10 protein-coding genes and 2 pseudogenes are annotated in these 17187 nt (G+C 71.7%); 7 read left to right on the forward strand and 5 right to left on the reverse strand.

Annotated elements, in window-relative coordinates:
- Positions 1–238: 238 nt before the first annotated feature.
- Positions 239–739, reverse strand: a pseudogene (locus tag AB0J74_RS05720) (DivIVA domain-containing protein); the annotation flags it as partial.
- Between the two features lie 111 nt (positions 740–850).
- Between AB0J74_RS05720 and folP the strand changes: the two are divergent.
- On the forward strand, positions 851–1720 hold the full coding sequence (gene folP / locus AB0J74_RS05725) for a dihydropteroate synthase (protein WP_363445054.1): 870 nt from the start codon (positions 851–853) through the stop codon (positions 1718–1720).
- Here the strand turns inward: folP and ndhC are convergent.
- Complete coding sequence (gene ndhC, locus AB0J74_RS05730; protein ID WP_363445056.1) at positions 1717–2094, reverse strand: NADH-quinone oxidoreductase subunit A; 378 nt, start codon at positions 2092–2094, stop codon at positions 1717–1719. The genes folP and ndhC overlap by 4 nt on opposite strands.
- Before the next feature lie 158 nt (positions 2095–2252).
- On the opposite strand from ndhC, the gene AB0J74_RS05735 reads away from it, so the two are divergent.
- From AB0J74_RS05735 to AB0J74_RS05745, 3 genes are all read left to right on the forward strand, one after another.
- Positions 2253–3674 (forward strand): hypothetical protein, encoded by a 1422-nt coding sequence (locus tag AB0J74_RS05735; RefSeq protein ID WP_363445058.1) that lies wholly within the window; start codon positions 2253–2255, stop codon positions 3672–3674.
- Between the two features lie 194 nt (positions 3675–3868).
- The gene (locus AB0J74_RS05740) at positions 3869–5716 is read left to right on the forward strand and encodes a 2-oxoacid:acceptor oxidoreductase subunit alpha (RefSeq protein ID WP_363445060.1); all 1848 of its coding nucleotides are present in this window, start codon (positions 3869–3871) and stop codon (positions 5714–5716) included.
- Complete coding sequence (locus tag AB0J74_RS05745) at positions 5709–6743, forward strand: 2-oxoacid:ferredoxin oxidoreductase subunit beta (protein ID WP_363445062.1); 1035 nt, start codon at positions 5709–5711, stop codon at positions 6741–6743. The genes AB0J74_RS05740 and AB0J74_RS05745 overlap by 8 nt, the downstream gene beginning before the upstream one ends.
- Here AB0J74_RS05745 and AB0J74_RS05750 read toward each other — a convergent pair.
- The 3 genes and pseudogenes from AB0J74_RS05750 to AB0J74_RS05760 all read right to left on the reverse strand — a co-directional run bounded on the left by AB0J74_RS05750 (position 6740) and on the right by AB0J74_RS05760 (position 11482).
- Complete coding sequence (locus tag AB0J74_RS05750) at positions 6740–7750, reverse strand: potassium channel family protein (protein ID WP_363445064.1); 1011 nt, start codon at positions 7748–7750, stop codon at positions 6740–6742. The two genes, AB0J74_RS05745 and AB0J74_RS05750, sit on opposite strands and share 4 nt — an antisense overlap.
- A gap of 482 nt (positions 7751–8232) precedes the next feature.
- A pseudogene (locus tag AB0J74_RS05755) lies at positions 8233–11001 on the reverse strand (adenylate/guanylate cyclase domain-containing protein); the annotation flags it as partial.
- Positions 11002–11275: 274 nt separating this feature from the next.
- Positions 11276–11482 (reverse strand): zinc ribbon domain-containing protein, encoded by a 207-nt coding sequence (locus AB0J74_RS05760; RefSeq protein WP_363445066.1) that lies wholly within the window; start codon positions 11480–11482, stop codon positions 11276–11278.
- A gap of 62 nt (positions 11483–11544) precedes the next feature.
- Here AB0J74_RS05760 and AB0J74_RS05765 point away from each other — a divergent pair, with 62 nt between their 5' ends.
- The 3 genes from AB0J74_RS05765 to AB0J74_RS05775 all read left to right on the forward strand — a co-directional run bounded on the left by AB0J74_RS05765 (position 11545) and on the right by AB0J74_RS05775 (position 17156).
- The gene (locus AB0J74_RS05765; RefSeq protein WP_363445068.1) at positions 11545–12723 is read left to right on the forward strand and encodes a lytic murein transglycosylase; all 1179 of its coding nucleotides are present in this window, start codon (positions 11545–11547) and stop codon (positions 12721–12723) included.
- Between the two features lie 72 nt (positions 12724–12795).
- On the forward strand, positions 12796–13815 hold the full coding sequence (locus AB0J74_RS05770) for a GNAT family N-acetyltransferase (protein ID WP_363445467.1): 1020 nt from the start codon (positions 12796–12798) through the stop codon (positions 13813–13815).
- Between the two features lie 101 nt (positions 13816–13916).
- Complete coding sequence (locus tag AB0J74_RS05775; protein WP_363445070.1) at positions 13917–17156, forward strand: lamin tail domain-containing protein; 3240 nt, start codon at positions 13917–13919, stop codon at positions 17154–17156.
- Positions 17157–17187: the final 31 nt, after the last annotated feature.

A 17187-nucleotide genomic window follows, 5' to 3' on the forward strand; every position in this document is an offset into this window, starting at 1 on the left:
ACGGGGCCGCGGCCGGCTGCTCGTCGGCTGCCCGGTGGGTGGCCGGCTCGTCGCTTGACGGCTGCTCAGCAGGCTGGTCGGAACCGGCGGTCGCCCCGCTCCCGACCAAGCGGTCGACCAGTTCGCCCGCAGCGGCCGGTTCGTCGACGGGCGCCGTGGCCCGGTCGGCGGGCGGTACGTCGGCGGCCGCCGCGGCCCGGTCGGCGGCCGGTTCGTCGGCGGGCGCCGCGGCCCGGTCGGCGGTCGGCTCCGCGGTGCCGGCCGGGTCAGTTTCGGTCGCCGCCGGCTCGGTCGCGATTTCGTCAGCTTCAGCCGGGCGGGTGAACTCGGTCCAGTCGCGCTTGGCCGGCTCGGCCGCCCCGGCCTGCGTCGTGGCCGGTGCCTGGGCCGCCTCGCGGGCCCGGCGAAGGGCGTCGGCATCGAGCACCCGGCCCTCGCGGAGCGCGCCGACCTCGGCCTCCAGCACTCCGATCAACTCGTCCTTGTAGCCGATGTCGTAGGCCGCCCGGCGCATCGCCTGGTCGACCTGTGCCATTCGGTAACCGCGGGTGGCCAGGTCGAAGCGCACCTCGCCGAGGTCGGACTCCTGCAGTGGCCGGGTCGTGGGCAGCGGCAACGCCCGCCCGTCGGGCTCGGCGGGCTGCAGCCCGGCGTCGCGCCCGCTGACCAACACGGTCACGCCGAACACGACCGCCGCGACGGTGACCGCCACGACCACAATAAGGAGTAGCTGACCCATACGCCCGATCGTGGCATGTCGGGCCGGGAGGGTCGACCCCGCCACCCCGTCGTCCACCTTCGCGGGCAAGGATCAAGCCGGAGGACCCAGGGCGACACACGAGGAGAGCGCATGTCGGGCGAGTTGCGGCTGGGACCGCGGACCTTCGGCCCGACCGACCTCGTCGTGATGGCGATCGTCAACCGGACACCGGACTCGTTCTTCGACCGCGGCGCCACATATGCCGCGGACGCCGCCCTGCACGCGGTCGAGGCCGCCGTCCGCGACGGGGCCGACATCATCGACATCGGCGGGGTCAAGGCCGGCCCCGGTGATCACGTCGACCCGGTCGAGGAGATCACCCGCACGGTGGCGACGGTGGCCGCGGTGCGCGCCGCGTTCCCGGAGACGGTGATCTCGATCGACACCTGGCGGGCCGAGGTCGCCACCGAGGCGGTCGCGGCCGGCGCGGACCTGATCAACGACACCTGGGCCGGCGCCGACCCGCACCTGGCCGAGGTGGCCGCCGCGACCGGTGCCGGGCTGGTCTGCACCCACGCCGGCGGCCTGCGCCCCCGCACGCGCCCGCACCGGGCGGCCTTCGACGACGTGGTCGCCGACGTGGTCGAGACGGTCACAACGCTGGCGCGGAGGGCAACCGATCTGGGTGTACGCCCCGACGGCATCGTCGTCGACCCCGCACACGATTTCGGCAAGAACACCCGGCACTCGCTGGAACTCACCCGCCGGCTCGGCGACCTGGTCGCGACCGGCTGGCCGGTGCTGGTCGCGCTGTCCAACAAGGATTTCATCGGCGAGACCCTCGACCTGCCGGTCGACCAGCGGCTGGAGGGCACCCTCGCCGCGACGGCGGTCTCCGCCTGGCTCGGCGCCCGGCTCTTCCGGGCACACCAGGTGCGCGAGACCCGCCGGGTGCTCGACACCGTCTCGTCGATCCGCGGCGACCGCCCGCCGGCCGTCTCCCGGCGCGGGCTGGCCTAGGTCCAGTTGAGGATCTTCTTCCGCCAGGCATAGAGGATGCCGAGCGCCAGGACCGCCACGAAGATGGCCATTTCCACCAGTGTGGTCACACCGAAGCCCGGGCGGTCGAAGACGACTGCCCACGGGAAGAGGAAAACGGCCTCGACCGCGAAGAGCACATAAAGGTACGCGTAGACGTAATACCGGATCTGCACCTGCGCCCAGTCGCCGCCGACCGGGTCGACGCCGCTCTCGTAGGTCTTGCGCTTGCCCTCCGGCTCGGCCGGATCGGCGGGGCTGAGCAGTCGGTTGGCCGTGAACGCGCCGACGAAGATGAAGACGCTGGCCACCAACAGGAGCCCCAGCGTCACGTAGGACCCGAGGTAACCCGTCATGGCCGGGACTTTACCGCCGTTCGGGCTATTCGTGCCGACCGATAAGTCCGCGCTGGTCGGCGGAGCGGCGGTAGTTACGGTTTTGTTTCCGACCCAACTGGTGTCCGGAGGCAACTATCGCCGAATAATGAAGCACCCCAACGTAGGCCGGAGGTGCCATGTCGAGCAGACGCCGCGCGTTCGCGCTTCTGCGGGCGCTCGCCGCCGGTCTGATCGCGGCCGGTGTGATGGTGCTCGTCGTGACGATCCCGTCGATGGGAGCCGGCGCGACCGGCCCGGGCGGCGTCGCCGTCGCGTTCGACCCAGGCGCCGATCCGGGCGGCGACGGTGGCGAGCCCGACCCGGGCGCGACCGAGCCCGATGCTCCGCCGACCGTCGCCGAGCCGACCGAGCAGCCGACGGAGGAGCCGACCGTCCCGCCGCCGCCGACCGATCCCGAGACCGAGCAGCCGACCGGCGAGGCGACCACCGACCCGGAGCCGACCACGGCGCCGCCGGTGCAGCCGACCGGCGGGCCGGGGCCGACCATCAAGCCGCCGGGCCAGCCCGGCCCGGTGCTGCCGGGCCAGCGGCCGCAGTTGGGTGCGCTGGTCTGGACAAGTGACATCACCCTCGGCCGGTCCTACTGGTCGCGCTCGAGCAGCGCCACGGACCTGCGGGTGACGGTGGCCAACACCGGTTCGATCGTCGAACGGGTGGCGATGCGCTACACGCTGCCGGTGGGCGTGACCGACGCCGGCACGCCGGGATGCTCGCTCGCCACCGGGCGTACGTATGTGTGCGGTTCCTGGATCGCCGGGCCCGGCCTGCGTTTCTCGGCCTCGATCCGGGTCCGGGTGGCCGGCGACGCCTGGCGGAAGATGCCGTTGGGTGGCTCGGTCGACGTCACCGCCGGTGCGCTCAGCCGGCCCGACCTCGGCACGGTGACCGACAACCAGGGCTTCGCGGTGCTCTTCCCGCCCGGTCCGCCGGTGGCCGGGATCAGCTTGGCGGCCTCGGAGGTCGCGTTCGGCTCGCCGACCCAGCCGGCCAACCTCGAGGTCCGGCTGAGCAACACCGGTGACGGCTCGCCGGCCGGTTCGGTCGAGGTGCTGCTCCCCGATGGGGTGACGGTCGTCGGCCAGCCGAGCGGTTGCCGGGCCGCCGGCCCGCGCACGCATTGCGACCTTGGCCGGCTGCGCGGGGGCCAGACCGCGACCACGACGCTGCCGCTGGTGGCGACCCTCGAGGCCCAGCGCCTCGCGCCGCTGTCCGGCGCCGTGTTCGGCACCCTGACCTCGGGCCGGGGCACCAAACAGATGCAGATGAGCTTCCGGATCACCGCCGCGGAGGCCACCGCCACGCCGTCGCCGACGCCGGAGGGCGCGATCGGGCCGACCGCTTCGCAGGGCACGATCGGTGGGTTCGCGCCGGTCGCCGGCAGCCGAGGCGGCCTCAGCGGCGTGCAGAAGACCGCGCTGGCCCTGGTGGTCGTCTCGGTCCTGCTGGTGGTGCTGGCGATAACGCTGGCGACCACCTCGCTACGCCGCCGTATAGAAGACGACAGCACGACCGCCCTCGACATGCCGGCCGTGGAGTAGCCCTCCGAGCAGTGCTTTCGCTCACAAGTAAGGTAACCCTGACTCCTACGTGAGAAGGTCGTCTCACCGGGCGGGACCCAGCACGTGGAAAGGCTGTTCCCGGGACGTACGCTTTTCCAAGACACAACATGGAGCGGGACGGCCCAACGACGCGCGACCCCGCCGCCGCCGTCCGGCAAGGAGGTCAGCTAATCGTGGCCAAACAGGTCCGTCAACTGGATCGCGTGGTCATCCGCTTCGCTGGCGACTCCGGCGACGGCATGCAGCTCACCGGCGACCGGTTCACTTCGGAGACCGCTCAGCTCGGAAATGACATCTCGACGCTGCCCAACTTCCCCGCCGAGATCCGCGCTCCCGCCGGCACCCTCCCCGGTGTCTCCAGCTTCCAGGTGCACTTCGCCGACTACGACATCCTCACGCCCGGTGACTCGCCCAACGTGCTGGTGGCCATGAACCCGGCCGCGCTCAAGGCCAACGTCGGCGACCTGCCCCGCGGTGCCGACATCATCGTCAACACCGACGAGTTCACCAAGCGCAACCTGACCAAGGTCGGTTACGCCGAGAACCCGCTCGACGACGGCTCACTCGACGGCTACGCGCTACACCCGGTCGCGCTGACCTCGATGACGATCGGCGCCCTGGCCGAGCACGCGGTCTCGAAGAAAGACGCCGAGCGCGCGAAGAACATGTTCGCCCTGGGCCTGCTCTCGTGGATGTACTCGCGGCCCTACGAGTCGACGATCCGGTTCCTGGAGCGCAAGTTCGCCGCCCGGCCCGAGTTGGTCGCGGCCAACATCGCGGCGTTCAAGGCCGGCTGGAACTTCGGCGAGACGACCGAAGACTTCGGCGTGCGCTACGAGGTCAAACCGGCCAAGATGAGCCCCGGCACCTACCGCAACATCACCGGCAACCAGGCGCTCTCGCTGGGCCTCGTCGCCGCCGGTGTGCGCTCGGGCCTGCCGGTGTTCCTCGGCGCCTACCCGATCACCCCGGCGTCCGACATCCTGCACGAGCTGAGCAAGCACAAGCGGTTCGGCATCACCACCATGCAGGCCGAAGACGAGATCGCCGCGATCGGCGCCGCGCTCGGCGCGTCCTACGGCGGCAGCCTGGGCATCACCACCACGTCCGGCCCCGGCGTCGCGCTCAAGGGCGAGACGATCTCGCTGGCCGTCGCGCTGGAGCTGCCGCTGCTGATCATCGACGTGCAACGGGCCGGCCCGTCGACCGGCATGCCGACCAAGACCGAGCAGGCCGACCTCAACATGGCCCTGTTCGGCCGGCACGGCGAGGCGCCGGTCGCCGTCGTCGCGCCGCGGTCGCCGTCCGACTGCTTCTTCGCCGCGATCGAGGCGGCGCGGATCGCGCTGACCTACCGCACGCCGGTGATACTGCTGTCCGACAACTACGTCGCCAACGGTTCCGAGCCGTGGCTGCTGCCCGACGTCGACACGCTGCCCGACCTGCGGGTCGAGTTCGCGACGGAGCCCAACAGCGAAGACGGCAAGAGCTTCCTGCCCTACCTGCGCGACCCGGTCACCATGGCGCGGCCGTGGGCGATCCCGGGCACGCCGGGTCTCGAGCACCGGATCGGCGGCCTGGAGAAGGCCGACAAGACCGGCGACATCTCCTACGACCCGGCCAACCACGACTTCATGGTGCGCACCCGCGCTGCTCGCATCGAGGCCATCCCGGTGCCCGACATCGAGGTCGAAGACCCCGACGGCGACGCGCGCACGCTGGTGCTCGGCTGGGGCTCGACCTACGGCCCGATCGGCGCCGCCTGCCGGGCCCTGCGCCACCGCGGCCTGCCGATCGCGCAGGCACACCTGCGGCACCTCTCGCCGATGCCCGCCAACCTCGGCGAAGTGCTCCGGCGATACGACCGGGTGGTCATTCCGGAGATGAACCTGGGCCAGCTGGCCCACGTGATCCGGTCCCGCTTCCTGATCGACGCCATCCCTTACAACCAGGTCAGCGGCCTGCCGTTCACGGCCGCCAAGCTGGAGTCCATGCTCGAGGAAGTCGTCAAAAATGGCTGATCCCGTCGCAGTGAAGCTCACCCAGAAGGACTTCAAGTCCGATCAGGAGGTTCGCTGGTGTCCCGGGTGCGGTGACTACGCGATCCTGGCCGCCGTGCAGTCCTTCATGCCCGAGCTGCAGATCCCGCGCGAGCGCACCGTGTTCGTCTCCGGGATCGGCTGCTCGTCGCGCTTCCCCTATTACATGAACACCTACGGGATGCACTCGATCCACGGCCGCGCGCCGGCGATCGCGACCGGCCTGTCGGTCAGCCGCCCCGATCTGTCGGTCTGGGTGGTCACCGGTGACGGCGACGCGCTCTCGATCGGCGGCAACCACCTGATCCACGCGCTGCGCCGCAACGTCAACCTGAAGATCCTCCTGTTCAACAACCGGATCTACGGTCTGACCAAGGGGCAATACTCGCCGACCTCCGAGCTCGGCAAGGTCACGAAGTCGACGCCGGTCGGCTCGGCCGACTCGCCGTTCAACCCGCTCTCGCTGGCACTCGGCGCCGAGGCGACGTTCGTCGCCCGCACCATCGACTCCGACCGCAAGCACCTGCAGTCGGTGCTGCGCGCCGCGGCCGAGCACCAGGGCTCCGCGTTTGTCGAGATCTACCAGAACTGCAACATCTTCAACGACGGCGCCTTCGAGACGCTCAAGGACCCGGCCACCCGCGACGAATACATCATCCGGTTGGAGCACGGCCAGCCCATCACCTTCGGCAGCGACGGGCAGTCGTGCGTGGTGCACCCGCCCGGCGGCTTCGGCCTCGAAGTTCGCGAGACGGCGACCGTCGACCCGGCCGACATCGTGGTGCACGACGCGACCGTGGCCGAGCCGGCCTACGCGTTCGCGCTGTCCCGGCTACCCGGCCTCGACCTGCGCAACACGCCGATCGGGGTGTTCCGCAAGGTGGAGCGGTCGTCCTACGACGAGCGGGTCCGGTCGCAGACCGAGAGCGCGATGGCCAAGGCGACCGGCACGCCCGAGGAGCAGCTCGCCGGCCTGCTCACCGCCGGCGACACCTGGACGATTCTCTAGCCGGCCGCCGCGGTCGGCCGGTCGTCACGCACGTAGACCAGCATGTCGCCGGTCTCGACGGTGAGGCCGGCCGGCTCGGCCAGCGACACCACCTTGCCGCGCCGCACGAGCGCGATCACCAGCGGGTCGAGCTCGCGCGGCGCCTGGCCGACCTCCTGGCGCTCGGCCGACCGCATCGCCAGCGCCATGCCCTGACCCGGGGTCAACAGGTCTTCGACCACGTCGATCAGCGGTGGCGCCGAGGTCGACAGGCCGAGCAGCCGGCCGGCGGTCGACGCCGACACGATCACGTGGTGTGCGCCGCTCTGCCGCAGCAGCGGCGCGTTCTCGGCCTCCCGGGCAGCGGCGATGATCCGCACCTTCCCGGCCGTCAACTGCCGCACGGTCAGCGTCACCAGCACGGCCGCGTCGTCGCTGTGCGTCGCGATGATGACCGCCTTGGCGTCTTTGACATGCGCCTCCAGCAGGACGGCCGAGCGGGTCGCCGAGCCCTCCACCCCGACCAGGCCGTTGGCGATCGCCGACCGCAGCGCGGCCGGGCTGTTCTCGACGACCACGATCTTGCGCTTGTCGAGCCCGTTCTCCAGGAGCACGTTGACCGCGCTGCGCCCCTTCGTCCCGTACCCGCAGACGATCACGTGGTCTTTCACTTTCTTCCTCCACCGTGTCAGTCGCAGGTTGGTGCGGTATTGCTCGGTGAGCACCTCGAGGGTGGTGCCGACCAGGATGATCAGGAACAGCACGCGGGCCGGCGTGATCACCAGGACGTTGACCAGCCGGGCCGACTCACTGATCGGCGTGATGTCGCCGTAGCCGGTCGTGGACAGCGTCACCACGGCGTAGTAGGCGCTGTCGAGCAGCGACAGCGGCGTGTCGGTGATGTCGCGGTAGCCGCCCCGGTCGACGTAGACGACCAGCACGATGAGCAGAACCAGGCTGACCGCACCGGCCAGCCGGATGCCGAGTGCGCGCAATGGACTCTGGCGCACCCGGGGAAAGTGGATCACGCCGTCTCCCGCACGCCCACACCATAGCCAAGCCATTCACGGGCGTGTGGCCGGGAAGGCGGGGGTACGGAGGGTGACGTGCGCTAGCTCTCGCGGTCGGCGGTGTCGGCGTCGCCGATCAGCGCACCGCGGTAGGTGCGGGAGCGGCGCGGATGCGGCGGTTGCGGTTCGATCCCGCTCTCCCGGGAGCGACCGGCGCGGGCCTCCCGGATCACCACGGTGGTGTCGATCTCGCCGTCGCGCGCCGGTTCGGCCGCGAGCCGCTGGTCGTTGCGGCGCCGCGGCTCGGCCGGCCGGGCGGCGTCCGCGGGGCGGCGGGGCTCGGCGCTCACCGGCCCGGCGCCCAGCGGCCCGGCGCCCAGTGGCTCGGCGCCCAGGGGCCCGGCGCCCAGGGGCCCGGCGCCCAGGGGCCCGGCGCCCAGTGGCTCGGCGCCCAGTGGCTCGGCGCCCAGCGGGCCCGCATCAGGGTCGGTGGGTGGCTCGGCCGCGAACCGGCTGGAACCGGCGGCCAGGTCGGGGTGTTCGACGGCCAGCGCGACCGTTGCCGCCTGCTCCAGGGTCAGTTCGGCGCCGGATCCGTAGGCCGCGTCGAACGCCGGGTCGCCGAGCACCGCGCGGGTGGCCGCCTGCTCGCGCGACCAGTAGGCGGCGAACAGGCCGCCCGCGCCGCGCTGGGTGGTGCGGGTCGCCTGCGCGGCGCCGAACAGCTTGGCCGCCGTCTTCGGGTCGCCGCCGTGCGCGCAGCGGACCGCCATCGCGTTGAGGCTGTCGCAGGCCCTGCCCCGGAACCCGTAGGCCATCCGGGAGCGCAGCGCGACGACCAGGTGGTCGTGTGCGGCGACCAGGTCGCCGCGGGCCAGCGCGACCATGCCGAGCAGCATGTCGACGGTGCGCCGGCCGCGTTCGGCGGGACGGGCCGCCTCCATCGGGCGGGCGGCGCCGAGCAACTCGGCCGCCTCGTCGAGGGCGCCCCGCTGCCACAGCAACTCGGCCAGGCTGAGCACGGCGACCAGCGCGTCGTTGCCGACACCGTTGCTGTTGGCCCACTCCATCACGTCGCGGCTGGCCCGCTCGGCCTCGGTTAACCGGCCCATGTCGATCAGCGGGCCGGCCCGGCCGGCGATCACCCGGGCCAGCAGCCCCGCGTCGCCGGCCTGTTGAGCGGCCACCTCGGCCCGCTGCGCGAAGCGCAGTTCCTCGGCGAACTCGCCGTCGGCGGCGGCGTGCTGCGAGTGCATGTGGTAGGCCGCCGCGAGTTCGGCGTCGGGGATCGGCTCGCCGGTCTCGGCGATCCGGCCGTAGAGCCGGAACAGCCAGAGCCGGCCCTCCCGGGCCAGCCCGCGCTCCCGCCACCACTGGTCGAGACCGCTGGCCAGCCGCAGGCCCAACCGGGCACTGCCGCCGGTCGCGGTCCAGCGCAGCGCGGCGCGCACCTCGTCGGCCAGCGGGTCCAGGGCGGCCAGCGACAGCGTCACCGGGCGCCCGTCGGCGCCGTGGAACACCCGCTGCAACGCGTGACCGCACCAGGCGACGTGCCGGTCGCGGGCGCCGCGCTCCTCACCGGCGTCGACCAGGCGGCGGGCCGCGTACGCCCGGATGGGGTCGAGGATCCGGTAGGTGCTGGCCGCGCCGTGCGGCTCGACCTGGATCATCGACTTGTCGACCAGCACGGCCAGCGGGTCGAGCGGGTCGTCGTCGAGCAGCCACTCGACCGTGGCCAGGTCGACCGGGCCGGCGAAGACCGAGAGCCAGCGCAGCAGCCGGGCGGCGCGCGGGCCGAGGGTGCGGTAGGACCAGGTGACGGTCGCCTGCATGGTCGCGTGCCGCTGGGTCGCCGAGCGCAACGCGGCCCTGGTCTGCGCGCTGCGCGCCTCGCCGAGCGCCGCCGCGTTGAGGTCGACGGTGTCTTCCTGGTTGCCGGCGGCGCCGCTGAACGGAACGGTCGGATAGGCGTCGTCGTCGTCGCGGCCCGCGTCGAGGGTGCCGAGCACGTCGTCGAGGCGCTCGGCGAGCTGGCTGGCCGACAGCACCCGGAGCCGAGCGGCGGCCAACTCGATCGCCAGGGGCAGACCGTCGAGCCGCGACACCACCCGGTGCAACTCCGACGACTCGGTCAGGCCACCCCGGCGCCCGCCGCGGGCGGCCGCGGTGCGGTCGAGCAGCAGCGCCATCGCGTCGCTGGGGCCGCCGCCGGGTGGCGGCTCGGTCGACAGTGGCGGGATCCGCCAGACCACCTCACCGGGCAGCCCGAACGGCTCACGGCTGGTGGCCAGCACCCGCAGCGCGTTGCCGCCGGTGAGCAGGCGGGAGATCGCCTCGGCGGACGCGCCGGGCTGGGCGTCGCAGGTGTCGAGCATCAGCAGCATCCGCTTGCCGGCGGCGTAGTCGACCAGCGTGTCGATCATCGGCCGGCCGGGCTCGGGGCGCAGGCCGAAGACGGCGGCGACGGCGAACGCGACCAGGCCTGGGTCGGTCACGGTGGCGATGTCGACGAACCAGACACCGTCGGGATAGGAGTCGACGAGCTTGCCGGCCACCTCGACGGCGATCCGGGTCTTGCCGGCACCGCCCGCGCCGACGACCGTGACGAGGCGGTTGTCGCGCAGCAGCGCGGACAGCTCGGCCCGCTCGGTCTGCCGGCCGACGAACGAGGTCACCTGGGTCGGCAGGTTGTGGGCCGCCTCGTCGACCGTGCGCGGGCGCGGGAAGTCGCGGGCCAGGCCCGGCGCGACCAACTGGAAGAGGCGCTCCCGGTCGTCGAAGCCGCGCAGCCGGTGCAGGCCGAGGTCGATCAGCGACGCGTCGGCGGGCAGCGGCGCGGCGTGGCGCACGGTCGCGGCGGAGAGCAGCACCTGGCCGCCGTGTGCGGCCGCGGCGATGCGAGCCGCCCGGTGCACCTCGGGACTGGCGTATTCACCGGCGAGCGGCACCGCCTGGCCGGTGTGCAGGCCCATCCGCACCTTCGGCGTGGCCGCGGGCGTCGGCCATTCGTGGTTGGCCAGGGCCCGCTGCGCGGTGACGCAGGCATCGAGCGCGGCGCCGGCGTCGTCGAACGCCACGAAGAACGAGTCGCCCTCGGTGAACAACTCGACGCCGTGGCTCGACGCGAGGGTGGCGCGCAAGAGTCGCCGGTGCTCGGTGAGCACCGGCCGGTAACCCGCACCGAGCATCTGGGCAAGACGGGTCGAGCCCTCGATGTCGGTGAACAAGAAAGTCACCAACCCGCTCGGAAGGTGAACTCGTCCCGGCACGCCTGAAACCTCCGCCCCCTGGAAGTCGGCTCCATGCTGCCGCACTCCGGTCCGCCGGCGCATCGTAGGTTCGGCTTGGCCCGGCGGGGCCCAAGGTCGAAAACCCGCTCCCACCAGGAGCGACGTGCTACGCCAGGGTTAACCGCGGGTGTCCGGCCGCGGGTATCCGGCTGAGTAACGAGGTGTCTGGTGGGTGGTTGCGGCACCGTCGGGCAGTCCTAACCGGACCAACGGATGATCGACCGGCGCCGGGAAGTGTGGCTAGGGGTGCGGGTCAGCAACCGCAGGCGCCGCCGCAACAGCCGCCGCCACCACCGCCGGCCGGGGCCGACGCGGAGCCGCCGAGCCCGCCGACGGCAAGGAGCTTGACGGTGTCGTCGTGACCGGCCGGGCACTGCGCGGGCGCGCCGGCCTCGGCCATCGGACGGTTGACCTCGAAGGTGCTGCCGCAGGCGCGGCAGCGGAACTCATACCGGGGCATGCCAGACAGGGTACGGCCTACGCCTTGCCGCAACAGCCACCCGGATCGGTAGGCTCTTTCACGTGGGTGCCGGGGAGGAGTCGCCGACGGTTGCTGCGAAGCTACGGGCATCCGTGCCCGACCAGCGCGCGCCAGGCGACAAGAAGGCCGAGCCCGTCGCGCCCGATCCCGTCGAGGCCGACCCACCCGAGCCCGCCGCACCCGAGGCCGAGGTGCCCGAGCCGGCCGCGCCCGAGGCCGAGGTGCCGAAGCCGGCGCCGCCGAAGGTCGACATCGACCTCGGCTCCGAGTGGGACCCCGCCAAGCGCCCGCCGCCCGGCATCGAGCGCCCGGCCGAGCGTGGCGCCGCCGCCGGTGCCGCCATCAAAGCGCGTACCGCCGCATTCGGACGCTGGTCGCGCGGCCCGACCGGCCGACTGGTCCTCCCCGGGACGCTGCTGTTCGCCCTGATCGGCGTCACCACCGTGGCCGGTGCCGTGGTTTTGCCGGCCAACGCGCCGCCGGCCGCACACCCGAGCCCGGCCGGCACGCCCGCCAGCGATCCGTCGGCCACCGCGGGCACCGGCCTGCCGACCGGCGTCTCGCCGACCGAGCCGGTCTTCCCGATCCCGACCGCCACCGCGACCACCGACGCCGCCGCCACCCCGCCACCGGTGGCCGGCGGCGCCCAACCGGCCGACGTGCTGACCACCTGGGCACAGCAGGTCGCCGGCAAGACCGGCATCAGCGCCACGGCCGTCCGCGCCTACGGCTACGCCGAACTGGTCGCCGGCCAGAACAACCCGGCCTGTCACATCTCCTGGACCACGCTGGCCGCGATCGGCAAGGTCGAGTCGGCGCACGGCACGGCCAACGGCTCGACGCTCGCCTCCAACGGCCAGACCTTCCCGCACATCATCGGCCTGCCGCTCGACGGCCAGGGCGACCGCATGCGGATCACCGACACCGACGACGGCCAACTCGACGGCGATCCGACGTACGACCGCGCGGTCGGGCCGATGCAGTTCATCCCCAGCACCTGGGCCAGTTCCGGGGCGGATGCGGACAACGACGGCATCAAGGATCCCCACGACATCGACGACGCAGCCCTCGCAGCAGCTAACTATCTGTGCGGAAACGGTCGAGACCTCAGCAACGCCCAAGACTGGTGGGGTGCCATCCTCAGCTACAACGACGTGCGGCGATACGCGCAAGACGTGTTCAACGCGGCCAACGACTATGGCGCCAAGAGCCGCACGTAGCGTAATGGCTTCGGCACTTTGGAGAACTAAGGCCTTTCGCCTCGGACCCGTTAGCGGCAAGCTAGACAGGTGATGGTGCGCGAGTGGGATCCCAAAACCGCCTCCGCCGATGAGCTCAGGTCGATGTTGGACAGCCTGAATGCGGTGCTCATGGCGGACCTGCCGGATGACCCACTGTGGCAAGAGAGTTATCTTCGCGAATACCTCGCGGAGACGATGCCCGGTGAGCGACGCATTTCCTGGCTGGCCGAGGAACCCGGCGACAACGGCGGGCCACCCCGGGTGGTCGGGCACGCCAACGTGCTGCTCCTGGGCGACATCGGCGTGGTCGAACTGTTGATCCACCCGAAGGCCCGGCGGGCCGGGCTGGCCCGGGAAATGCTCGCCCAGGCCGCCCGCAAGACATATCACGAAGGCTTTTCCGTTATCGGGGCCGAGGTGGTCGGCGGCACTCCGGCCGTCAGTTTCTTCGAATCGGTGGGATTCGTCCGCGAATACACCGAGACCCGCAGTGTGCTCCGGCTCAACTCCGTCGACTGGCTGTCGCTGGGCGAGATGGCCCGCGGCATCGGCGCCGGCTATCGTCTCGAGTTCTGCCCGGGCGGCCCACCCGACGACCTGCTCGACGCCTACGCCAAGGCCAAGGCCGAACTGCGCGAGATCGACGACGGCGACCTCGACCTACGCCCGAGTTCCTACGACCCACAACGACTACGCGCGAGCCTCGACTGCCTGCACCGCCGGGGCATGAAGCCCTATATCGTGCTCGCGATCCACGAGAAGACCGGCGACGTGGCGGGCCTCACGGAGGTCGTCGTGCCGGCGCAGCACCCCACCCGGGCCGACCAATACGACACGATCGTCGTGCAGGACCACCGCGGCTACGGCATCGACCGGGCCATCAAGGCGCGGATGCTCTTCGAGCTGCGGTCGGCCGAGCCCAAGCTGGCCGAGGTGCAGACCTGGAACGCACAGGCCAACGAGTCGATGCTCAAGGTCAACGCCGAGCTCGGCTTCCAGGCCGACCGCGAATGGTATGAATACGGCGCCGACCTGGCCGACATCCTGCGCCGCCTCGAGCACGGCGTTTAGCGGCGCGACACGCGATCGCCACCAAGAGCTGCTAGACAAACCCTCGTTCCATTCAGGATTCTGATCCATCCCTTGTGCCCCCACCACCCCCGGAGGCTGCTTTGCGCTCGTTCCGCGCGCCCGCGATATTCGCGGCCGCGACACTGACCGCGACCGCCGCACTCATCGGCGTCTCGAACAGTGCCTTCGCGGCACCGACCGACCTGCTCATCTCCGAATACGTCGAGGGCTCGTCCAACAACAAGGCCGTCGAGATCTACAACGGCACCGGCGCACCGGTCGACCTGGCGGGCTACCAGCTCCAGGTCTACTTCAACGGCTCGACCACGGCGAGCTTCAACGCGGCGCTGACCGGCACGGTCGCCGACGGCGACGTGTTCGTGTTCGCCCACTCCGCCTCCGTCCCCGAGATCCTGGCCCAGGCCGACGCCACCACCGGCTCGGGCCTGTGGAACGGCGACGACGCGATCGTGCTCAGCAAGGGCGGTGCCGTCGTCGACTCGCTCGGCCAGGTCGGCGTCGACCCCGGCACCGAGTGGGGCACCGGCCTGACCAGCACCGCCGACAACACGCTGCGCCGCAAGGCGACCGTGACCACCGGCGACACCGACCCGGGCAACGCGTTCGACCCCGCGACCGAGTGGGACGGCTTCGCCGGCGACACGTTCGGCGGCCTGGGCAGCCACTCGACCGGCGGCGGGCCGGTCGACGCGCCCGCGGTGCTCACCTGTGGCAACGCGCTGGTGACGGCGGCCGGCACAGCGGCCACCCGCGACGTCACGGCGACCGACCCCGACGACACGATCGTCGACCTCGACATCACCTCGGTGACACCCACGCCGACCGCCGGCAGCATCAGCCGCACCGCGTTCAGCGGTCCAGGCGGGAGCGCCACGGCGACCATCACGGCCAGCGCCGACCTGCCGGGCGGCAGCTACGCGGTCGTGGTGACCTCGCGCGACGAGGGTGGCACGACCGCGTCCTGCACGCTGACCGTCCAGGTCAACCACGTGCTCACGGTGGGCGAAGTGCAGGGCCAGACGACCGACGCCGAGCAGGGCAAGCTCGACCGCTCGCCGCTCGCGCCGGCCAGCGGCAACAGCGCACAGCTCTACGACATCCGGGGCGTCGTCACCCAGCGGACCCTCTCGCGCACCGAGGCGGGCGCCCTGCAATACGGCTTCTTCCTGCAGAGCCGCAGCGGTGCCGACGACGGCGACCCACTGACCTCCGACGGCGTGTTCGTCTACACCAGCACGTTCACCACGCTGATCGGCGGCTACCAGCCGGTGGTCGGCGACGAGATCGTGCTCCGCGGCCGGGTCACCGAATACTTCAACCTGACCGAGATCGCCAGCGCCTCGCTGGTGTCGAAGCTGGCCAGCGGGCTCGACGTCGACACCGACGTCGCCGTCACCGACGCGGTGCCGCCGGTCGACCTGGCCGCCGCCGACCGGTTCTGGGAGCGGCACGAGGGCATGCGGATGCGGGTCCGGGCTGGCGCACAGGCGGTCAGCGGCCGCGACGTGTTCGCCAGCACCGCCGACTCCGAGGTGTGGGTGATCGACAAGGACGACCCGCTGCTCGACCGCGCCGACCCGTACGCCCGGCGGGTCTTCCGCGACTCGCACCCGCTCGACAACGACCCGGCCCGGTTCGACGACGAGAACGGCAACCGGATCATGTTCGGCTCGATGGGCGTCAAGGACCGCTCCGGCGACAGCACCACGCTCCTCCCGCCGGCGCACACCTTCGACAAGCTCACCGCGGACGCCGTCGGTGGCCTCTACTTCTCGTTCGACAAGTTCGGCATCCAGCCCGAGCAGGTGACCTTCGCGGGCGGCACCGACCCGTCGACCAACAACCCGCCGAAGGCCGCCAACCGTCAGACGGAGTACGCGGTGGCCACGTACAACGTCGAGAATCTCTATGACTTCCGCGACGACCCCTTCGACGGTTGCGACTTCCTGGGCAACACGGGTTGCCCCGGCGTCTCACCGCCGTTCGACTATGTCCCGCTGAGCCAGGCCGAATACGACGCGCAACTGGCCGCGCTCGCCGACCAGGTCACCAACGACCTGCACAGCCCCGACGTGATCCTCGTGCAGGAAGCCGAAGACCAGGACATCTGCTCGGTCTCCGGCGCGGCGCTGGTCTGCGGCACGACCGACAACGCCGACGGCGCGCCCGACACCATCCAGGAACTGGCGCTGACCATCAAGGCCAAGGGCGGTCCGGCGTACGGCGCCGCTTTCGACCGTGACGGCGCCGACGACCGCGGCATCACCGCGGCGTTCCTCTACCGCACCGACCGCGTCTCGCTGGCCCCGGTCAGCGCCGGCGACCCGGTGCTGGGCGCCGACTCGGGCGTCACCTACCGCGCGCCCGCACTGCCCTACAACACCGACGTGCAGAACCCGAAGTCGCTCAACGCCGACCTCCCGGCTGACGTCGACACGTCCACCGGCGTCGACGGCTCCGACGTCTTCACCCGGGCACCGCAGGTGGCCAAGTTCCTGGTGGCGGCGACGCCCGGCAGCGGTGAGCACCAGGTGTTGTGGGCGATCAGCAACCACTACTCGTCGGGCCCCGACGGCCGCATCGGCCAGCGCCGCGAGCAGGCCGGCTACGGCGCCGAGATCGTCAAGGCGATCGAGGCGTCGGACCCGAACGCCCGCGTCGTCTACGGCGGAGACCTCAACGTCTTCCCACGCCCCGACGACCCGGTGCAGTCCAACCCCGGCGACCAACTGGCACCGCTCTACGACGCCGGTCTGCACAACCTGTGGGAAGACCTGGTGCACGACGTGCCGGCCAGCGCCTACTCGTACTCCTTCGAAGGCCAGGCCCAGACCCTCGACCACCTGTTCGTCAACGAGCCGTTGCACGGCGACCTGGTGCAGATGCGGGCGGCGCACATCAACGCCGACTGGGCGGCCAACTACGACGGCGACGGTTCGCGCGGTTCCAGCGACCACGACCCGCAGGTGGCCCGCTTCTCGTCACGGGCATCGCTCTCGGTCTCCGACGCCACGGTCGCGGAGGGCAACTCCGGCACGACGAAGCTGAGCTTCACGGTGTCGGTCTCCCGCCCGCTCTCCCAGCCGGTGCTGCTCTGCGGCACCACGCTGGGCCTGACGGCCCGGGCCGGCTCCGACTACGACCCGGTGGTCGGTTGCCGCACCCTGCCGGCAGGCGCCACCTCGACCACGGTCGACGTAACGGTGAAGGGCGACCGCCAGCGCGAGGGCGACGAAACCCTCACCCTGATCGTGGCCGGCATCCCCGGCCTGGTCCTCGCGGACCCGATCGGCGTAGGCACCATCCGCAACGACGACTAGCGAGCTCCCCGCTCAACGGCGGCCCGGCCTT

Origin of the sequence: Asanoa sp. NPDC049573, from assembly GCF_040676615.1 — a bacterium.
In the GTDB taxonomy this organism is placed as follows: Bacteria; Actinomycetota; Actinomycetes; order Mycobacteriales; family Micromonosporaceae; genus Asanoa.